Annotated in this window: 12 protein-coding genes; 11 read left to right on the top strand and 1 reads right to left on the bottom strand. The window is 67.1% G+C overall.

Going from position 1 to position 16,082, the window contains the following annotated elements; translation table 11 throughout:
- Positions 1–33 precede the first annotated feature (33 nt).
- The 8 genes from H5407_RS16830 (at position 34) to H5407_RS16795 (ending at position 10,991) form a co-directional block, all read left to right on the top strand.
- The gene (locus tag H5407_RS16830) at positions 34–3,810 is read left to right on the top strand and encodes a nitrate reductase subunit alpha (RefSeq protein ID WP_183105634.1); all 3,777 of its coding nucleotides are present in this window, start codon (positions 34–36) and stop codon (positions 3,808–3,810) included.
- A gap of 143 nt (positions 3,811–3,953) precedes the next feature.
- Positions 3,954–5,477, top strand: coding sequence for a nitrate reductase subunit beta (gene narH, locus H5407_RS16825; RefSeq protein ID WP_183105633.1), 1,524 nt, complete (start codon positions 3,954–3,956; stop codon positions 5,475–5,477).
- Positions 5,478–5,604: 127 nt separating this feature from the next.
- A complete protein-coding gene (gene narJ, locus H5407_RS16820; protein WP_404935639.1) occupies positions 5,605–6,318 on the top strand; it encodes a nitrate reductase molybdenum cofactor assembly chaperone in 714 nt (237 codons plus the stop codon).
- Entirely contained in the window at positions 6,315–7,061 is a 747-nt protein-coding gene (gene narI, locus H5407_RS16815; RefSeq protein ID WP_183105632.1) for a respiratory nitrate reductase subunit gamma, read from the top strand. The genes narJ and narI overlap by 4 nt, the downstream gene beginning before the upstream one ends.
- Before the next feature lie 32 nt (positions 7,062–7,093).
- A complete protein-coding gene (locus tag H5407_RS16810; protein WP_183105631.1) occupies positions 7,094–7,951 on the top strand; it encodes a peptidylprolyl isomerase in 858 nt (285 codons plus the stop codon).
- Between the two features lie 16 nt (positions 7,952–7,967).
- Positions 7,968–8,768, top strand: coding sequence for a carbonic anhydrase (locus tag H5407_RS16805; protein WP_183105630.1), 801 nt, complete (start codon positions 7,968–7,970; stop codon positions 8,766–8,768).
- Positions 8,769–9,136: 368 nt separating this feature from the next.
- Entirely contained in the window at positions 9,137–9,892 is a 756-nt protein-coding gene (locus tag H5407_RS16800; protein ID WP_183105629.1) for a hypothetical protein, read from the top strand.
- Positions 9,893–9,959: 67 nt separating this feature from the next.
- Positions 9,960–10,991, top strand: a complete 1,032-nt coding sequence (locus H5407_RS16795) for a hypothetical protein (protein WP_183105628.1) — start codon at positions 9,960–9,962, stop codon at positions 10,989–10,991.
- A gap of 77 nt (positions 10,992–11,068) precedes the next feature.
- On the opposite strand, the gene H5407_RS16790 is transcribed toward H5407_RS16795, so the two are convergent.
- The gene (locus H5407_RS16790) at positions 11,069–12,634 is read right to left on the bottom strand and encodes a sensor histidine kinase (RefSeq protein ID WP_183105627.1); all 1,566 of its coding nucleotides are present in this window, start codon (positions 12,632–12,634) and stop codon (positions 11,069–11,071) included.
- A 396-nt stretch (positions 12,635–13,030) separates the two neighbouring features.
- Between H5407_RS16790 and H5407_RS16785 the strand changes: the two genes are divergently transcribed.
- From H5407_RS16785 to H5407_RS16775, 3 genes are all read left to right on the top strand, one after another.
- Positions 13,031–14,245, top strand: coding sequence for a nitronate monooxygenase family protein (locus H5407_RS16785; protein ID WP_183105626.1), 1,215 nt, complete (start codon positions 13,031–13,033; stop codon positions 14,243–14,245).
- Between the two features lie 97 nt (positions 14,246–14,342).
- On the top strand, positions 14,343–15,254 hold the full coding sequence (locus H5407_RS16780) for a DMT family transporter (RefSeq protein ID WP_183105625.1): 912 nt from the start codon (positions 14,343–14,345) through the stop codon (positions 15,252–15,254).
- 4 nt (positions 15,255–15,258) lie between these two features.
- Entirely contained in the window at positions 15,259–16,047 is a 789-nt protein-coding gene (locus H5407_RS16775) for an SDR family oxidoreductase (protein ID WP_183105624.1), read from the top strand.
- Positions 16,048–16,082 lie beyond the last annotated feature (35 nt).

Here is a 16,082-nt window from a genome sequence, read left to right as displayed (position 1 = left end):
GGCCGACCGCATCCCAAGACACAGGATCAGCATATGAGCCACTTTCTCGACCGACTGAGCTACTTCGCCCAGCCCAAGGAAGACTTCGCCGACGGCCATGGCCGCGTGACCGGCGAGGACCGCACCTGGGAAGACGCCTATCGCAACCGCTGGGCCCACGACAAGATCGTGCGCTCCACCCACGGCACGAACTGCACGGGCTCCTGCTCGTGGAAGATCTACGTGAAGGGCGGCATCGTCACCTGGGAAACCCAGCAGACCGACTACCCGCGCACTCGCGCCGACCTGCCCAACCACGAGCCCCGCGGCTGCGCCCGTGGCGCTTCCTACAGTTGGTACCTCTACAGCGCCAACCGCGTGAAGTACCCCATGGTGCGCGGTGCCCTGCTCAAGCACTGGCGTGCCGCGCGCGCCGTGGCCAAGAGCCCGGTGGACGCCTGGACCAATATCGTCGAGAACCAGGAAGCCCGCCGTGAATGGCAGAAGGAGCGTGGCCTGGGTGGCTTCGTGCGCTCCAGCTGGGACGAGGTCAACGAGATCATCGCCAGCGCCAACATCTACACCGTCAAGAAGCACGGCCCGGACCGCGTGATCGGCTTCTCGCCCATCCCGGCCATGTCCATGATCAGCTACGCGGCCGGCAGCCGCTACCTGAGCCTGTTGGGCGGCGTCTGCATGAGCTTCTATGACTGGTACTGCGACCTGCCACCCTCCAGCCCGCAGATCTGGGGCGAGCAGACCGACGTGCCCGAAAGTGCCGACTGGTACAACAGCAACTACATCATCGCCTGGGGCTCCAACGTGCCCCAAACCCGCACGCCGGACGCGCACTTCTTCACCGAGGTCCGCTACAAGGGCACGAAGACCGTCGCCATCACGCCGGACTACGCCGAGATCTCCAAGCTCTGCGACATCTGGATGCACCCCAAGCAGGGCACCGATGCCGCGATCGCCATGGCCATGGGCCATGTGATCTTCAAGGAGTTCTATTTCGACAAGCGCAGCGCCTATTTCGATGACTACGCGCGCCGCTACACCGACCTGCCCCTGCTGGTCCAGCTGAAGAAGACCACCACGCCCGACGGCCGCACCCTGCTGGTGCCGGACCGCTACCTGCGTGCCAGCGACTTCGGCGGCAAGCTGGGCCAGGACAACAACCCGGACTGGAAGACCCTGGCCTTCGACCAGGACGGCAAGGTGGTGGTTCCCAACGGCTCCATCGGTTTCCGCTGGGGCGCCAGCGAGCGCGATGACCTGGGCAAGTGGAACCTGGAGAACAAGGAAGCCCGCGGCAACAGCGATGTCACCCTTCGTCTGTCGCTGCTGGAGGCCAAGGAGCCCCAGCATGAGATCGCGGACGTTGGCTTCCCCTACTTCGGCGGCATCGAGTCTCCGCAGTTCACCGCCAACAAACAACAGGACGTGCTGGCCCGCAAGGTGCCGGTGCAGCGCCTGAAGCTGGGCAAGCACGAGGACGCCGGCGAGGTGCTGGTGGCCACCGTCTTCGACCTGCAGGTGGCGCAGTACGGCGTGGACCGCGGCCTGGGTGACGACTGTCCCAAGAGCTACGACGACAACAAGCCCTACACCCCGGCCTGGGCTGAGCACATCACCGGCGTGAAGCGCGAGCAGATCACCACGGTGGCCCGCGAGTTCGCCGACAACGCCGACAAGACCCGCGGCCGCTCCATGGTCATCATCGGCGCCGCGATGAACCACTGGTACCACTGCGACATGAACTACCGCGGCATCATCAACATGCTGATGATGTGCGGCTGCATCGGCCAGAGCGGCGGTGGCTGGGCGCATTACGTGGGCCAGGAGAAGCTGCGCCCGCAGACCGGCTGGACGGCCCTGGCCTTCGCACTGGACTGGATCCGCCCGCCGCGCCAGATGAACTCCACCAGCTTCTTCTACGCCCACACCGACCAGTGGCGCTATGAGAAGCTGGACGTGCAGGAGGTGCTCTCGCCCCTGGCCGACAAGTCCAAGTTTGGCGGCAGCCTGATTGACTACAACGTGCGCGCCGAGCGCATGGGCTGGCTGCCCAGCGCGCCGCAGCTGCAGACCAACCCGATCGAGGTGGTCAAGACGGCGCAGGCTCAGGGCCTGGACGCCAAGGACTACGCCGTCAAGGCACTGAAGGATGGCAGCCTGCGCATGAGCTGCGAGGACCCGGACCATCCGGACAACTGGCCGCGCAATATGTTCGTGTGGCGCTCCAACATCCTGGGCTCCTCGGGCAAGGGCCATGAGTACTTCCTCAAGCACCTGCTGGGCACCACCAACGGCGTGCAGGGCAAGGACCTGGGCCGCGACGACGCCAAGCCCGAGGAAGTGGTCTGGCACGACAAGGCGCCCGAAGGCAAGCTGGACCTGCTGGTCACGCTGGACTTCCGCATGAGCACGACCTGCCTGTACTCGGACATCGTGCTGCCCACCGCCACCTGGTACGAGAAGAACGACCTCAACACCAGCGACATGCACCCCTTCATCCACCCGCTGTCCACCGCGGTGGATCCGGCCTGGCAGGCCCGCAGCGACTGGGAGATCTACAAGGGTTTCGCCAAGAGCGTGTCCGAACTCTGCGTCGGCCACCTGGGGGTCGAGAAGGAGGTGGTGCTGACGCCGCTGATGCACGACAGCCCCGCCGAGCTGGCTCAGCCCTTCGACGTGAAGGAATGGAAGAAGGGCGAGATCGATCTGATCCCCGGCAAGACAGCGCCGCAGATCGCCGTCATCGAGCGCGACTACCCCAACCTCTACAAACGCTTCACCGCCCTGGGCCCCTTGATGAACAAGGCGGGCAACGGCGGCAAGGGCATCGGCTGGGACACCAAGACCGAGGTCGAGCAGTTGGGTGAGCTCAACGGCCTGGTGCGCGATGAAGGCGTCACCAAGGGGATGCCCAAGATCGAGAGCGACATCGACGCTACCGAGGTGGTGCTGCAGCTGGCGCCCGAGACCAACGGCCACGTCGCCGTCAAGGCCTGGGAAGCGCTGTCCAAGCAAACCGGCCGCGAGCACGCCCACCTGGCCCTGCACCGCGAGGACGAGAAGATCCGCTTCCGCGACATCCAGGCGCAGCCGCGCAAGATCATCTCCTCGCCAACCTGGTCGGGCCTGGAGAGCGAGAAGGTCTCCTACAACGCCGGCTACACCAACGTGCACGAACTGATCCCATGGCGTACGCTGACCGGCCGCCAGCAGTTCTACCAGGACCACCCCTGGATGCTGGCCTTCGGCGAGGGCTTCAGCAGCTATCGCCCGCCGGTGGACCTCAAGACCCTGCATGAGGTGGAGGGCAAGAAGCCCAACGGCCACAAGGAAATCGCGCTCAACTTCATCACGCCTCACCAGAAGTGGGGCATCCACTCGACCTACAGCGACAACCTCATGATGCTGACGCTCAACCGCGGCGGCTCGGTGGTGTGGCTCTCGGAAGACGATGCCCGGGAAGCCGGCATCGAGGACAACGACTGGATCGAGCTCTTCAACAGCAACGGCGCCATCGCGGCGCGGGCGGTGGTCAGCCAGCGCGTGAACAAGGGCATGACGCTCATGTACCACTCGCAGGAAAAGATCATCAACACACCGGGGGCGGAGATCACCGGCACGCGCGGCGGCATCCACAACTCGGTGACCCGCATCGTCACCAAGCCGACGCACATGATCGGCGGCTACGCCCAGCTGAGCTACGGCTTCAACTACTACGGAACGATCGGCACCAACCGCGATGAATTCGTGCTGGTGCGCAAGATGGCCAAGGTGGACTGGCTCGACGAGGAGTCGGGCCACCACGCAGCCTGACCCATCAGGCTCATCCCATGGACATCCAGTTTTCGACGGCCCGGGGGAGGGCGCTGCTTGCTAGCTCCTTCCTTCTCACTGAAGCGTCCTCTCCCGAGGCCTTCGGAACTGACTCAGCGATCTGATAGACAAGGAGTTCCGCGATGAAAGTTCGCGCACAAATCGGCATGGTGCTGAACCTGGACAAGTGCATCGGTTGCCACACTTGCTCCGTCACCTGCAAGAACGTCTGGACCAACCGCTCCGGCATGGAGTACGCCTGGTTCAACAACGTCGAATCCAAGCCGGGCATCGGCTATCCCAAGGAATGGGAGAACCAGGACCGCTGGCACGGCGGCTGGATGCGCAAGAGCGACGGCAGCATCGTCCCCCGCCAGGGTGGCAAGTGGAAGCTGCTGATGCGCATCTTCGCCAATCCCAACCTGCCCGAGATTGACGACTACTACGAGCCCTTCACCTTCGACTACGACCACCTGCAGTCGGCGCCGAAGTCCAAGGCCGCGCCCACCGCGCGTCCGCGCAGCCTGATCACGGGCCAGCGCATGGAGAAGATCCAGTGGGGCCCGAACTGGGAGGAAATCCTCGGCGGTGAGTTCTCCAAGCGCAGCAAGGACGCCAACTTCGAGAACGTGCAGAAGGAGATCTACGGCCAGTTCGAGAACACCTTCATGATGTACCTGCCGCGCCTGTGCGAGCACTGCCTCAACCCGGCGTGCGTGGCCTCCTGCCCCTCGGGCTCGATCTACAAGCGCGAGGAAGACGGCATCGTCCTGATCGACCAGGACAAGTGCCGCGGCTGGCGCATGTGCGTCTCGGGCTGCCCCTACAAGAAGATCTATTACAACTGGCAGAGCGGCAAGGCCGAGAAGTGCGTGTTCTGCTACCCCCGCATCGAATCGGGCCAGCCCACCGTCTGCTCCGAGACCTGCGTGGGTCGCATCCGCTACCTGGGCGTGCTGCTGTATGACGCGGACCGCATCGAGCAGGCCGCGTCCGTCAAGGACGACAAGGAGCTCTACCAGGCCCAGCTGGACATCTTCCTGGACCCCAACGATCCGGCCGTGATCGAACAGGCCCGCAAGGACGGTGTGCCCGAGGCCTGGCTGATTGCCGCCCGCAAGAGCCCGGTCTACAAGATGGCCGTGGACTGGAAGGTGGCCTTGCCCCTGCACCCGGAATACCGCACCCTGCCCATGGTCTGGTACGTGCCGCCGCTCTCGCCGATCAGCGCTGCGGCCAACGCCGGCCACGTCGGTGTCAACGGCCTGATCCCCGATGTGAAGCAGCTGCGCATCCCCGTGCAGTACCTGGCCAATATGCTCACCGCCGGTGACGTGAAGCCGGTCGAGCGCGCCCTGGAGCGCATGCTGGCCATGCGCGCCTACCAGCGCGGCAAGCATGTGGACGGCGTGGAGGACAAGGCCGTGCTGGATCAGGTCGGCCTGCTGAAGAATGAGGTCGAGGACATGTACCAGGTCATGGCCATCGCCAACTACGAGGACCGCTTCGTCATCCCGACCACGCACCGCGAGTACGCCGAGAATGCGTATGACCTGCGCGGCGGCTGCGGCTTCAGCTTTGGCAACGGCTGCTCCGATGGCCAGACCGAAACGAGTCTCTTCGGCGGTGACAAGAAGCGCACCATCCCGATCAAAACGACGGTCTGAACACCCACCCCCTACGCGCTGCGCGCGCCCCCTCGAGGGGGCGGGCCTGCAGGCCCGGCAGAGCCGGATCCTCAGGCCCCACTCGGCCGAACGCTGACTGGCGCAGCGGAAGCGCAGCAAGGAGACGATGATGAAACGAACGAAATCTGAGATGGCGTCGCGCGGCATGAGCCTCAGCTGCCGGGTCCTGGCCCGGCTGCTGGACTACCCCAGCGACGAGATGCTGGCGGCCCTGCCCGAGCTGCAGTCCGCGCTGCGCGAGGAGAGCGCCTTGAGCGCTGAGCGTCTGCGCGAGCTGGAGTCCCTGATCGCCTGGATGGCGACCCGTGACCGCTTCGCCCTGCAGTCCGAATACGTGGAGACCTTCGACCGCGGCCGCGCCAGCAGCCTGCACCTGTTCGAGCATGTGCACGGCGATTCGCGTGAGCGCGGCCCGGCACTGGTCGATCTGGCCAAGACCTACGAGTCCGCCGGTGTCTTCTTCGATGCCAAGGAATTGCCCGACTACCTGCCCGTGGTGCTGGAGTTCGCCTCCACGCAGCCCCCGGCGCTGGCGGCCGGCTTCCTGGCGGAGATGGCCCACATCCTCAACGCCATCCACAGCGCGCTGATCAAGCGCGGCGTCAAGCCCTGGGCGGCCGCCATCGGCGCCGTGCTGGAGCTGGCGGGCGAGACGCCGCAGGCCGTGCAGATCACCGTCGATGAACCCCTGGACGAGGCCTGGGTCGAGCCCGCCGCCTTCGATGGCTGCAGCTCGCGCGGCCAGAGCAAGCCTGGCTCACCGCAGCCTGTGCACATCGTCCGTCGTCAAGAAACCCAAAAGCAAGGAGTGCGCGCATGAGCCCCGCTTCCAGCCTGTCCAGTTCACCGCTGGATTTCGCCCTCTTCGGCGTCTATCCCTACATCGCCCTGACCGTGTTCCTGCTCGGCAGCCTGCTGCGTTTCGACCGCGACCAGTACAGCTGGAAGAGCGACTCCTCGCAGCTGCTGCGCGCCGGCAGCCTGCGCTGGGGCAGCAACCTCTTTCACGTGGGTGTGCTCTTCCTCTTCTTCGGCCACACCGTGGGCATGCTGACGCCGCACTTCCTCTACGAGCACTTCATCAGCGCCGGCAACAAGCAGCTGATGGCCATGATCAGCGGCGGCATCGCTGGGCTGCTCGGCTTCGCGGGCGTGAGCATCCTGTTGCACCGCCGCCTGTCGGACGAGCGCATCCGCATCAACAGCAAGACCAGCGACATCCTGCTGCTCGTGCTGCTCTGGATCCAACTGGCCCTGGGCCTGGCCACCATCCCGCTGTCGGCTCAGCACCTGGACGGCGGCATGATGATGCTGCTGGCCGAGTGGGCCCAGCGCATCGTCACCTTCCGCGGCGGCGCCGTGGAGCTGCTGGCCAGTGCCTCCTGGATCTTCAAGCTGCACATGTTCCTGGGGATGACGGTGTTTGTGGTCTTCCCCTTCACCCGCCTTGTGCATGTGTGGAGCGGCTTCGGCACCCTGGCCTATGTGTTCCGTCCCTACCAGCTGGTGCGCAGCCGTCGCATCAGCCTGCCGGCCGGTCACACCACGCCGCAGCAACGCTGAACCATCAACGCTGAAACCCCAAGGAGATAGCCATGAGTGGATGTGGTGGTGGCAGCTGCGGCTGCGGTGGTGGCAAGTCCAATGCCGAAGCTGAAGTCGGCGGCGTTGAGACGCTGGCGCCCATCGCGGTGGCCCGCGTGAATGATGTGGCCCTGCATGGCGCGGGCGAGGTGCTGGGCGAGGAAGAGCTGCGCCAGCGTGCCTATGGCGAGCTGCTGCGCCAGGCGGCGCAGCGTGCCGGCCTGCTGGCGGCCAGCGATCCCGGCCCCATCGACGGCGTGCACAGCGAGGCTGCCAGCGAGGCCATCGAGGCCCTGCTGGCGCGCGAGATCCAATTGCCCGAGCCGGATGATGCGGCCTGCAAGCGCTACTACGAGGCGCACCCGCAGCGCTTCGCCCGCGGCGAGCGCGTGCGCGCCGCCCACATCCTGCTGGCGGTGACGCCTGGCGTGGACGTGGCGGCCCTGCGCGCCCATGCCGAAGGCCTGCTGGTGCGCCTGCGCTGCGAGGACGAGGCCTCCTTTGCCAAGGCCGCGGCCGAGAACTCCAACTGCCCCAGCGGCGAGCAGGGGGGCGGCCTGGGCTGGTTGACGCGCGAGGACTGCCTGCCGGAGGTGGCCAGCGTGCTCTTCGCCCAGGACGAGGCCAATCGCCACATGGGCGTGCTGCCTCGCCTGCTGAGTAGCCGGCATGGCTTCCACATCCTGCGCGTGGACGAGCGCGAGGCTGGCGAGGTGCCGTCCTTCGATCAGGTGCGCGGCTCCGTGGCGGCGCTCCTGCGCCACCAGCTGAGCGTGACCGCCATGCGCCAGTACCTGGACCTGCTGGCCGGCCAGGCCCAGCTGCAGGGCGTCTCCCTGAACCAGGCCGATACGCCCCTGGTGCAGTAAGCAGCGGACCCCAGCCATGCCGGACGAACTGCTCGCCCGCCTGCGGCGCTTCAACAAGGACTACTTCCCGCAGTACGAGGCGCGCTTCCGCGACCTCGTCGAGCAGGGCCAGCACCCGAGCACGCTGTTCATCGGCTGCTCGGACTCCCGCATCGTGCCCTACATGCTCACGGGAGCCGGTCCGGGCGAGCTCTTCCTGGTGCGCAACGTGGCAGCCTTCGTGCCGCCCTATGACGGCACGCTGGAGGACCGCAGCTGCGATGACGCCGAGCACCGGGCCGAGCATCGCGCCTGCCAGCACCTGGAAGCGGGGGGAGGGGACCGGCAATGGGTGGGCCACCACGGCACGGCCGCGGCCATCGAGTACGCGGTGCTGGCGCTGGAGGTGAAGCACATCATCGTCTGCGGCCACAGCCATTGCGGCGGCATCCGCGCTCTGTACGGCGACGTGCCGGCCGAGGCCCGCAACCTCAAGGCCTGGCTGGACATGGGCCGTGAGGCCGCACTGCCCGTGCAACCCACTCCAGAGGCCCTGCGGCGCACCGAGGAACGCTCCGTTGTCCTGCAGTTGGAGCGCCTGATGGACTACCCCATGGTGCGCAGCCGCGTGGAGCAGGGCAAGCTGTCCCTGCACGGCTGGCACTATGTGATCGAGGACGGCGAGGTGCATGTCTTCGACGTGCAGCAGGGTCGCTTCGTGCCGGCCTCCATGGCCGAGCACAGCGGTACCGGCCCCTATCGCGACCTGCGCGATGCCGAGCGCGACGCCGGAGCCCTCTTCAATGAGATCGACGACGCCTGGGCGCCCAAGCGCTGAGTCCCTGCCCGTGACGGGCACCGCGGCGCGGCCGCCTTGGCTTGGCTGGATGCGTGCGTGATGGGGTTCTGGCCGGTGCCTGCATGGGCGAAACTCGCCCGTTCGTGCGCCTGTCAACCCATGGGGCTGAGCCAGGCGCGGGTCGCAGCGTTTGTGCTTGCAGCTCGATACAAATAGCCCCTCTTCGGGGGATACCTGGCGCAATCTGGAGCGCGTGAAATCCGCGCTGGCCGCAGCAAAGGCCACCACTCCAGCCGTTTGGCAGTGGTCAATGGATCCGCCCTCCCGGTTCGCTGCCTTGCTGGCGCCGCACCGGCGACCCTACCCAGCATCGACGACGATGCGCCTCCCGAGAACGAGGAACTTTCATGCCCACCCCGATGGCCCTGCGCGGCACTGTTGCAGTGATCGCGGCCTTGACCTTTTCAGCCACCGCCCAGGCTGCTGAAGGACCCGACATTGGCGGTCTCCGCCTAGGCATGCCGGCAGATGAAGCCCTGAAGATCCTGGAGGCGGGCAAGCAGAACAAGGTCTTCGTCCGTAACGTCAAGATGACGCTGAACCTGACGATCGACCGCATGAAGGGCAGCTTCGACAACCACGTGTATGGTGGCCAGTACACCACCGGCGGCACCATCGTCGCCTTCGGGGTCTCGCCGCTGACCAACAAGGTGTGGTCCATTACCAAGACGGAGCAGATCAAGGACAACCGCCCGACGCTCAAGGCGGTCAGCGAGGCAGCGGGCAAGTTCGGGCCCATCGACCCCAAGGCCATCCGGCCGCAGCAGTACAAACAGCAGTGGATGTACGAGAAGGGCGGCAAGGAGATCGAATGGGTCAACGTCTATGACAAACCCCGCAACGGCAACTGCTTCGAAGAACTGAAGAGCTACTCGGTGTCGGACTTCTACATCGGCCTGCAGTACCCGCTGGCCCCGACGACCGCCTGTTCGCGCACCTACAGCATCACCGCCAACTCCCGCAAGCAGGATGGCCTGGTGGACGACTACGTGATCGCCGCCGTCGATGTCGGCGCCTTCCTGGACTGGTACAAGGTGCTGAGCACCGCGTCCGACAAGGCACTGGAAGCCGAGGGCAGGCGCGCCGGCAAGCCCTCGCTCTGATCCTGGTCGCACATCCCTTGCCCCGGGGTTGTCCGGGGCGTTCGTCTTCCTGTTTGATGGAGCTGGCATGAACCTCCCGCATCCCCGACATCTTCACCCCGGCCTGGCCTGGCCCGCACTCCTGCTGGGCCTGCTGTGCATGACGCTGGTGGCGCGGCCTGCGCAGGCCGGCGTGGCCGAGGTGCGCAAGAACTTCGCGCCCTATGTGAAGCAGTTCAGCCCGCCTGTCTGCACCGGGGCCATCAATGAGACCGTGGTGCGCGGCCTCTACCGCTGCGAGGGCGCGCCTGGCGTGGGCCATGCCTACATCAACGAGGCCGCCTCGCTGGTGATGCCCACCAACAGCCGTGACATCACCGATTTCGTCGAGACCGGTGCGGGCGCCAAGCCTGTGTCCGACGCCGAGCGGCGCGTGCTGGTCAGCGACATGATCAAGAACATCCGCTTCGAGCGCCTGATCCATCTGCAGCAAGGCAAGGGTGGGACCAAGGTGCTGCTGCTCTCGGCGTTTGACTGCCCTTTCTGCATCAAGCTGGAGCGCCTGCTGGCCTCGCCGAACAGCCGCATCGACGCCGACATCTACGTGCTGCCGACCACGCTGGACAACAGCAAGAACGTCAACCTGTCGACCGTCGCCAACATCTGGTGTGCCAAGGACAATGCCTCCGTGTGGCGCAGCACCCTGACCCGGGCCACCCTGAGCTATGGCAACCTGCCTGCCGGCAGCTGCGATCTCGGCAACCAGTCCACCCGCGACATCGAGACGCTCATCGCCACACTGGGCCCAGACTTCAAGCGCCGCTCCTACCCGCGCATGCTGCTGGGCAACGGCCAGATCTACACCTCAGCCACTGACGCGGCGGAGCTGTCCGCTCAGCTGTCCGAGGGCGCCAGCAACGCCTTCTGGCGCGAGCCCCTGCCGGAGAGCTACCTCAACTTCCGCATGGCGAATCGCGCGGCAGCGCCGATCGGGGGGGAGCCTGCGGCCGGCGGCAAGACGCGCACCACGGTGAAGCTGGGCGATCTGTTCAAGCGCGTCACCGGTTCAGACGACAGCAGGAAGTCCGAGAAGCAGGAAGCGGGCAACGAGGGCCACTGAGGCCCTCGCAGGGGCCTCGACAGGTCCCGCAATGCATGCCGGTGCGAGCGTGGGTGCTGCGGCAGCGCTGGGCCGGCTCAGGGGGTGATCAGGTCCTCGGCGCTGGAGCGCAGCGGTGCCGAGCGCGGCATCAACATGGTCATGCGCGAACCCTGGCCGGGCGTGGACTGGACCTCGATCTGCCCGCCCAGCACGTTGGTGACGATGTTGTGCACGATGTGCATGCCCAGGCCCGATCCGCCCTTGCCCAGCTTGGTGGTGAAGAAGGGATCGAAGATCTTGCGCACGATGGAGGCGTCCATGCCGCGACCATCGTCCTCCACGACCAGCTCGACCTGATCGTCGCCGTGAGGCCGGCAGGACACGCGCACTATGCCTTCGTCCCGACCCTCGAAGCCGTGCACGAGGGCGTTCATCAGCAGGTTGGTGAGCACCTGGCCCAGGGCGCCGGGGTAACTGCTCATCTCCAGTTCGCGGGCGAGGTCGGTGACGATCTTGAAGGGCGTGTGCTTGAAGCTGGGCTCGACCATCACCAGCACGTCCTCGATCACCTGGGAGAGATCGAAGTCGCGGCGGGAGTCGGTGGTCTGGTCGATGGCGACCTGCTTGAAGTCGCGGACCAGGTCGGCAGCCTTCTGCACATTGCGCTGAAGGATGTCCTGGCCGCGCCGGGTGTCCTTGACCAGCTCCTCCAATTGGCTGCGGCGCATGGGGGTGTTGTCGGCCAGCATCTGGTCCAGCTTGGTCCAGCGGTCGCCCAGGGCCGAGACCACGGTCATGGCATTGCCCAGCGGCGTGTTCAGCTCGTGGGCCACGCCAGCCACCAGGCGGCCCAGGGAAGCCAGCTTCTCGGACTCCACCAGCTCGCGCTGCGCAGTCTTGAGGTTGGCCAGGGCCATGGTGAGCTCGTTGTTGGCGGAGGTCAGCTCGGCGGTGCGCTGGGCCACCTGATCCTCCAGGGTCGATGCATGGCCGCGCAGGTCCTCGAAGGCGCGCAGCAGGGCCTGGCGCATGCGCTCCATCGCGATGCCCACGCGAGCGATCTCGTCCTCGCCCAGCAGCTCCAGGGGCTGGTCCAGCCGACCGGCTGCCAGCTCCTCGGCGGCGCGGCTGAGCTTGTCCATGGGGTGCAGGACGCGGCGTTGCATCACGCCCAGGATGAGCACCAGGGACAGCGTCAGGATGCCCACCGAGCGCGCCAGAGCCCGCCAGGCCTCGTTCTGCTTGGCCTCCAGCAGCGGCGCGGCGCTCATGGCCACCGTCAGCTGGGCGATCTCGCGGCCGTCGCGGGTGACGGGGCGGGTGAGGGTGAGGGTCAGGTCCGGATCAGGGTCCGGGCGCTGCATCTGGATGAAGGGCTGGGCGTTGTTGGGCTCGATCACCAGCACGCGCACGAAGCGGGGGTCGCTGGTCTGGGCGTCGATCATGGGCTGAGCCAGCTCGGCCGACACCTGCCAGATGGGTTCGGACAGTGACAGCGCCAGCACCTCGACCGTGCGGCCCAGGTCACGCCGCAGGTCCTCCATCGCGGTGTGCCGCGAGGCCTGCCAGTCATACATCAGCACGAGGCTGGTGGGCACGAGCAGACCAACCCCGAGTGCGAGGATGACCGCATTGCGCAAGGAGCTCTGGAACAGTCTCAAGGACAGGCTCTCCCCCTGTGTCCAACGACAGCGCCCCTAGCCGGGACGGCCCGCATGGCGGGGCCCTTGCCCTCGCCATGCTGGGCGGATTATGTGCCCGATTGACCGGGGCTGTCTCCAGCTTTGCGGCGCCAGCGTGACAGGCTGCCCAGGGCGCCGGGGGCCAGGTCTTGCGTGGCCGCACGCGATGCCGGCCTGCCCGGCCGAAAGGTTCGCGGCCCACGGGGAAACCCCTATCCGTCGGCGTCTGGGTGGCGCGGGGCGGTGCGGAAATGCGGGGGAAACATGATGCGTATCAAGGCGAGGCCAGGGGGCAGGGCCTACGCTGCACCAGCCCGTGTCCCAGGTTCGTCCGCCCGGACGGACCCGGGCCGCCCAAGTCCAAAGCGAGACATCATGAGTTCTGCCCACATCGACGCCCAACTGATCCCGGCCCTGCAAACCAGTGGCCTCAAGCCCTTGACGCTTGGCGGACGCGAGCTGCTGCCGATTGTGCAGGGCGGCATGGGCGTGGGCGTCAGCGCCCAGAAGCTGGCCGGCACCGTCGCGGCCCTGGGCGGCGTGGGCACGCTCAGTTCGGTGGACCTGCGTCGCCATCACGCCGACCTCATGGCCCGCACCGAGGGCCTCAATGCCGGCGAGGAAGCCAAGCGACAGATCAATGAAGCCAACCTCGAGGCACTGGACCGCGAGATCGCCGGCGCCCGCGAGCGCTCGCAGGGCCGCGGGCTGGTGGCGCTCAACGTGATGCGTGCCGTCAGCGAGTACGCCACCTCGGTCAAGCGCGCTCTGGAAGCCGGCATTGACGCCGTGGTGGTGGGCGCCGGCCTGCCCCTGGACCTGCCAGACCTGGCCCAGGACCATCCCAAGGCGCTGCTGATCCCCATCCTCAGCGACTCGCGCGGCGTGCAGCTGATCGTCAAGAAATGGGAGCGCAAGAAGCGCTTGCCCGATGCCATCGTGATCGAGCATCCGCGTCTGGCCGGCGGCCACCTGGGCGCCGCCCGCATCAGCGACCTCAACGACAAGCGCTTCGACTTCGACCGCGTCATCCCTGAATGCCTGGACTTCTTCCGCAAGGCCGGCATCGAGCGCGAGATCCCGCTGATCGCTGCCGGCGGCATTCGCACCCATGAAGACATCCAGCGCCTGCAGGGCCTGGGTGCGGCCGCCGTGCAGCTGGGCACACCCTTCGCGGTGACTCAGGAAGGCGATGCCTCCGACGAATTCAAGCGCGTGCTCGCCGAGGCCCGCGACGAGGACATGGTCGAGTTCACCAGCGTCGCCGGCCTGCCGGCGCGTGCGGTGGGCACGCCATGGCTCAAGGCCTACCTCAAGATCGAGCACAAGCTGCAGGCCGTGGCCCACGTGAAGAGCCGCTGCACCAAGGCCTTCGACTGCCTGGCCCAGTGCGGCCTGCGCGACGGCTTCAAGGACTGGGGCCAGTTCTGCATCGACAACCAGTTGGCCGCCGCCCTGCGTGGCGACATCAAGAAGGGTCTGTTCTTCCGCGGTGCCGGCTCGCTGCCCTTTGGCGACCAGATCAAGAGCGTGCGCGAGCTGATGGAGCGCCTGCTGGCCTCGGGCCCGGCCGCGCGGCCTGCCGCCTGAGCGTTGCCTGAGCGCTTCGCCGTGGCCGGCCGCAGCCTCGGCCACTCGCGAAGCCCCTGCGCAGACGCCTTTGCCGGGCCTTTCCTAGAATGGCCCAATGCAGTCTTCAACGCCGCATCCGGCGCCCCCTCGACGCGCCTGGATCGGCCTGCTGATGGCCAGCCTCGGGGCCCTGGGCTTCTCGGGCAAGGCCATCATCGTCAAGCTCGGCTACCGTCACGGGGCCGACGCCATCACCCTGCTGGGTCTGCGCATGCTCTTCGCGCTGCCCCTGTTCCTGGGGCTGGCCTGGTGGGCCGGGCGGGGCAGGGCGGCCCTGACCCGTCGGGACTGGTGGGCCGTGATCGGCCTGGGCTTCAGCGGCTACTACCTCGCCAGCTTCCTTGACTTCGCCGGCCTGGCCTACATCAGTGCCAGCTTCGAGCGCCTCATTCTCTACCTTAACCCCACCCTGGTCCTGCTGCTGGGCTGGCTGCTCCTGGGACGCCGCGTGGGCGCCCGCCAGGGGGCGGCCCTGGCCATCAGCTATGCGGGCGTGCTGTGGGTCTTCGCGCAGGAGTTGCACTGGCAGGGCGAGCATGTCTGGCTGGGCGCGCTGCTGGTGCTGGGCTCGGCGATCAGCTATGCCCTGTACCTGCTCTTCAGTGGCGAGGAGGTCCACCGCCTGGGCGCCATGCGCCTGACCGGGCTGGCGACCTCGGTGGCCTGCCTGCTGTGCGTGGGCCAGTACCTGCTGCTGCGCGGTCCCGGGGCCATTGCGCAGGTGCCGGCGGCGGTGCTGCAGCTGTCGGTGCTCAACGCGGTGCTGAGCACCTTTGCGCCGGTGCTGCTGGTGATGCTGGCCATCGAGCGTCTGGGCGCTGCGGTGGCCGCACAGACGGGCATGCTGGGGCCCATGGCGACGATCGCCCTGGGCGCCTGGCTGCTGGACGAGCCCTTGACGACTGGCGTGCTGGGCGGGACCGTGCTGGTGCTGGGTGGCATCCTGCTGCTGAATCGATGGAGGTGATGATATGGATCTGGGACTGAAGGGCCGCTGGGCTCTGGTATGTGCCTCGAGCAAGGGCCTGGGGCGCGGCTGCGCCGAGGCCCTGGCTGCCGAGGGCGTGAACCTGGTGCTCAATGCGCGCGGCGCCGAGGCGCTGGAGGCCACCGCTGCGGCGCTGCGGCAGGCGCATCCGGGGCAGGAGATCCGCTGCGTGGTGGGTGACATCAGCCTGCCTGCGGTCCAGGCCGCCGCACTGGCGGCCGCGCCGCAGCTCGACATCCTGGTCAACAATGCCGGCGGCCCGCCACCCGGCGATTTCCGGGACTGGGAGCGCGAGCACTGGCTGGCCGCCCTGGAGGCCAATATGCTGACGCCCATCGCCCTGATCAAGGCGGTGGTGGACGGCATGGCGGCACGCGGCTTCGGCCGGGTGGTCAACATCACCTCGGGGGCGGTCAAGGCGCCTATTGACGTGCTGGGCCTGTCCAACGGGGCGCGCTCGGGCCTGACCGGCTTCGTGGCGGGCCTGGCCCGCCAGCCGCGCCTGGCCGGCGCCAACGTGACGATCAACAACCTGCTGCCCGGCGCCTTCGACACCGAACGCCTGGGCAAGACCATGGCGGCCAGCGCCGAACGCAGCGGGCAGGCGCTGGATCAGGTGCGCCAGCAGCGAGCCCAGGGCATCCCGGCCCGGCGCTTCGGCACGGCGGCGGAGTTCGGCGCGATCTGCGCCATGCTCTGCAGCGCGCAGGCGGGCTACCTGACTGGCCAGAACATCCTGCTGGACGGTGGCGCCTATCCAGGGACCTTCTGAGTCGGTGCGTGCTGAGCCCACGGGGTCCACTGGCC

The organism is Mitsuaria sp. WAJ17, from assembly GCF_014174515.1.
In the GTDB taxonomy this organism is placed as follows: domain Bacteria; phylum Pseudomonadota; class Gammaproteobacteria; order Burkholderiales; family Burkholderiaceae_C; genus Roseateles_B.
Note: the sequence above shows the minus strand (reverse complement) of the source record. Positions and strands in the feature narration are given on the sequence as shown.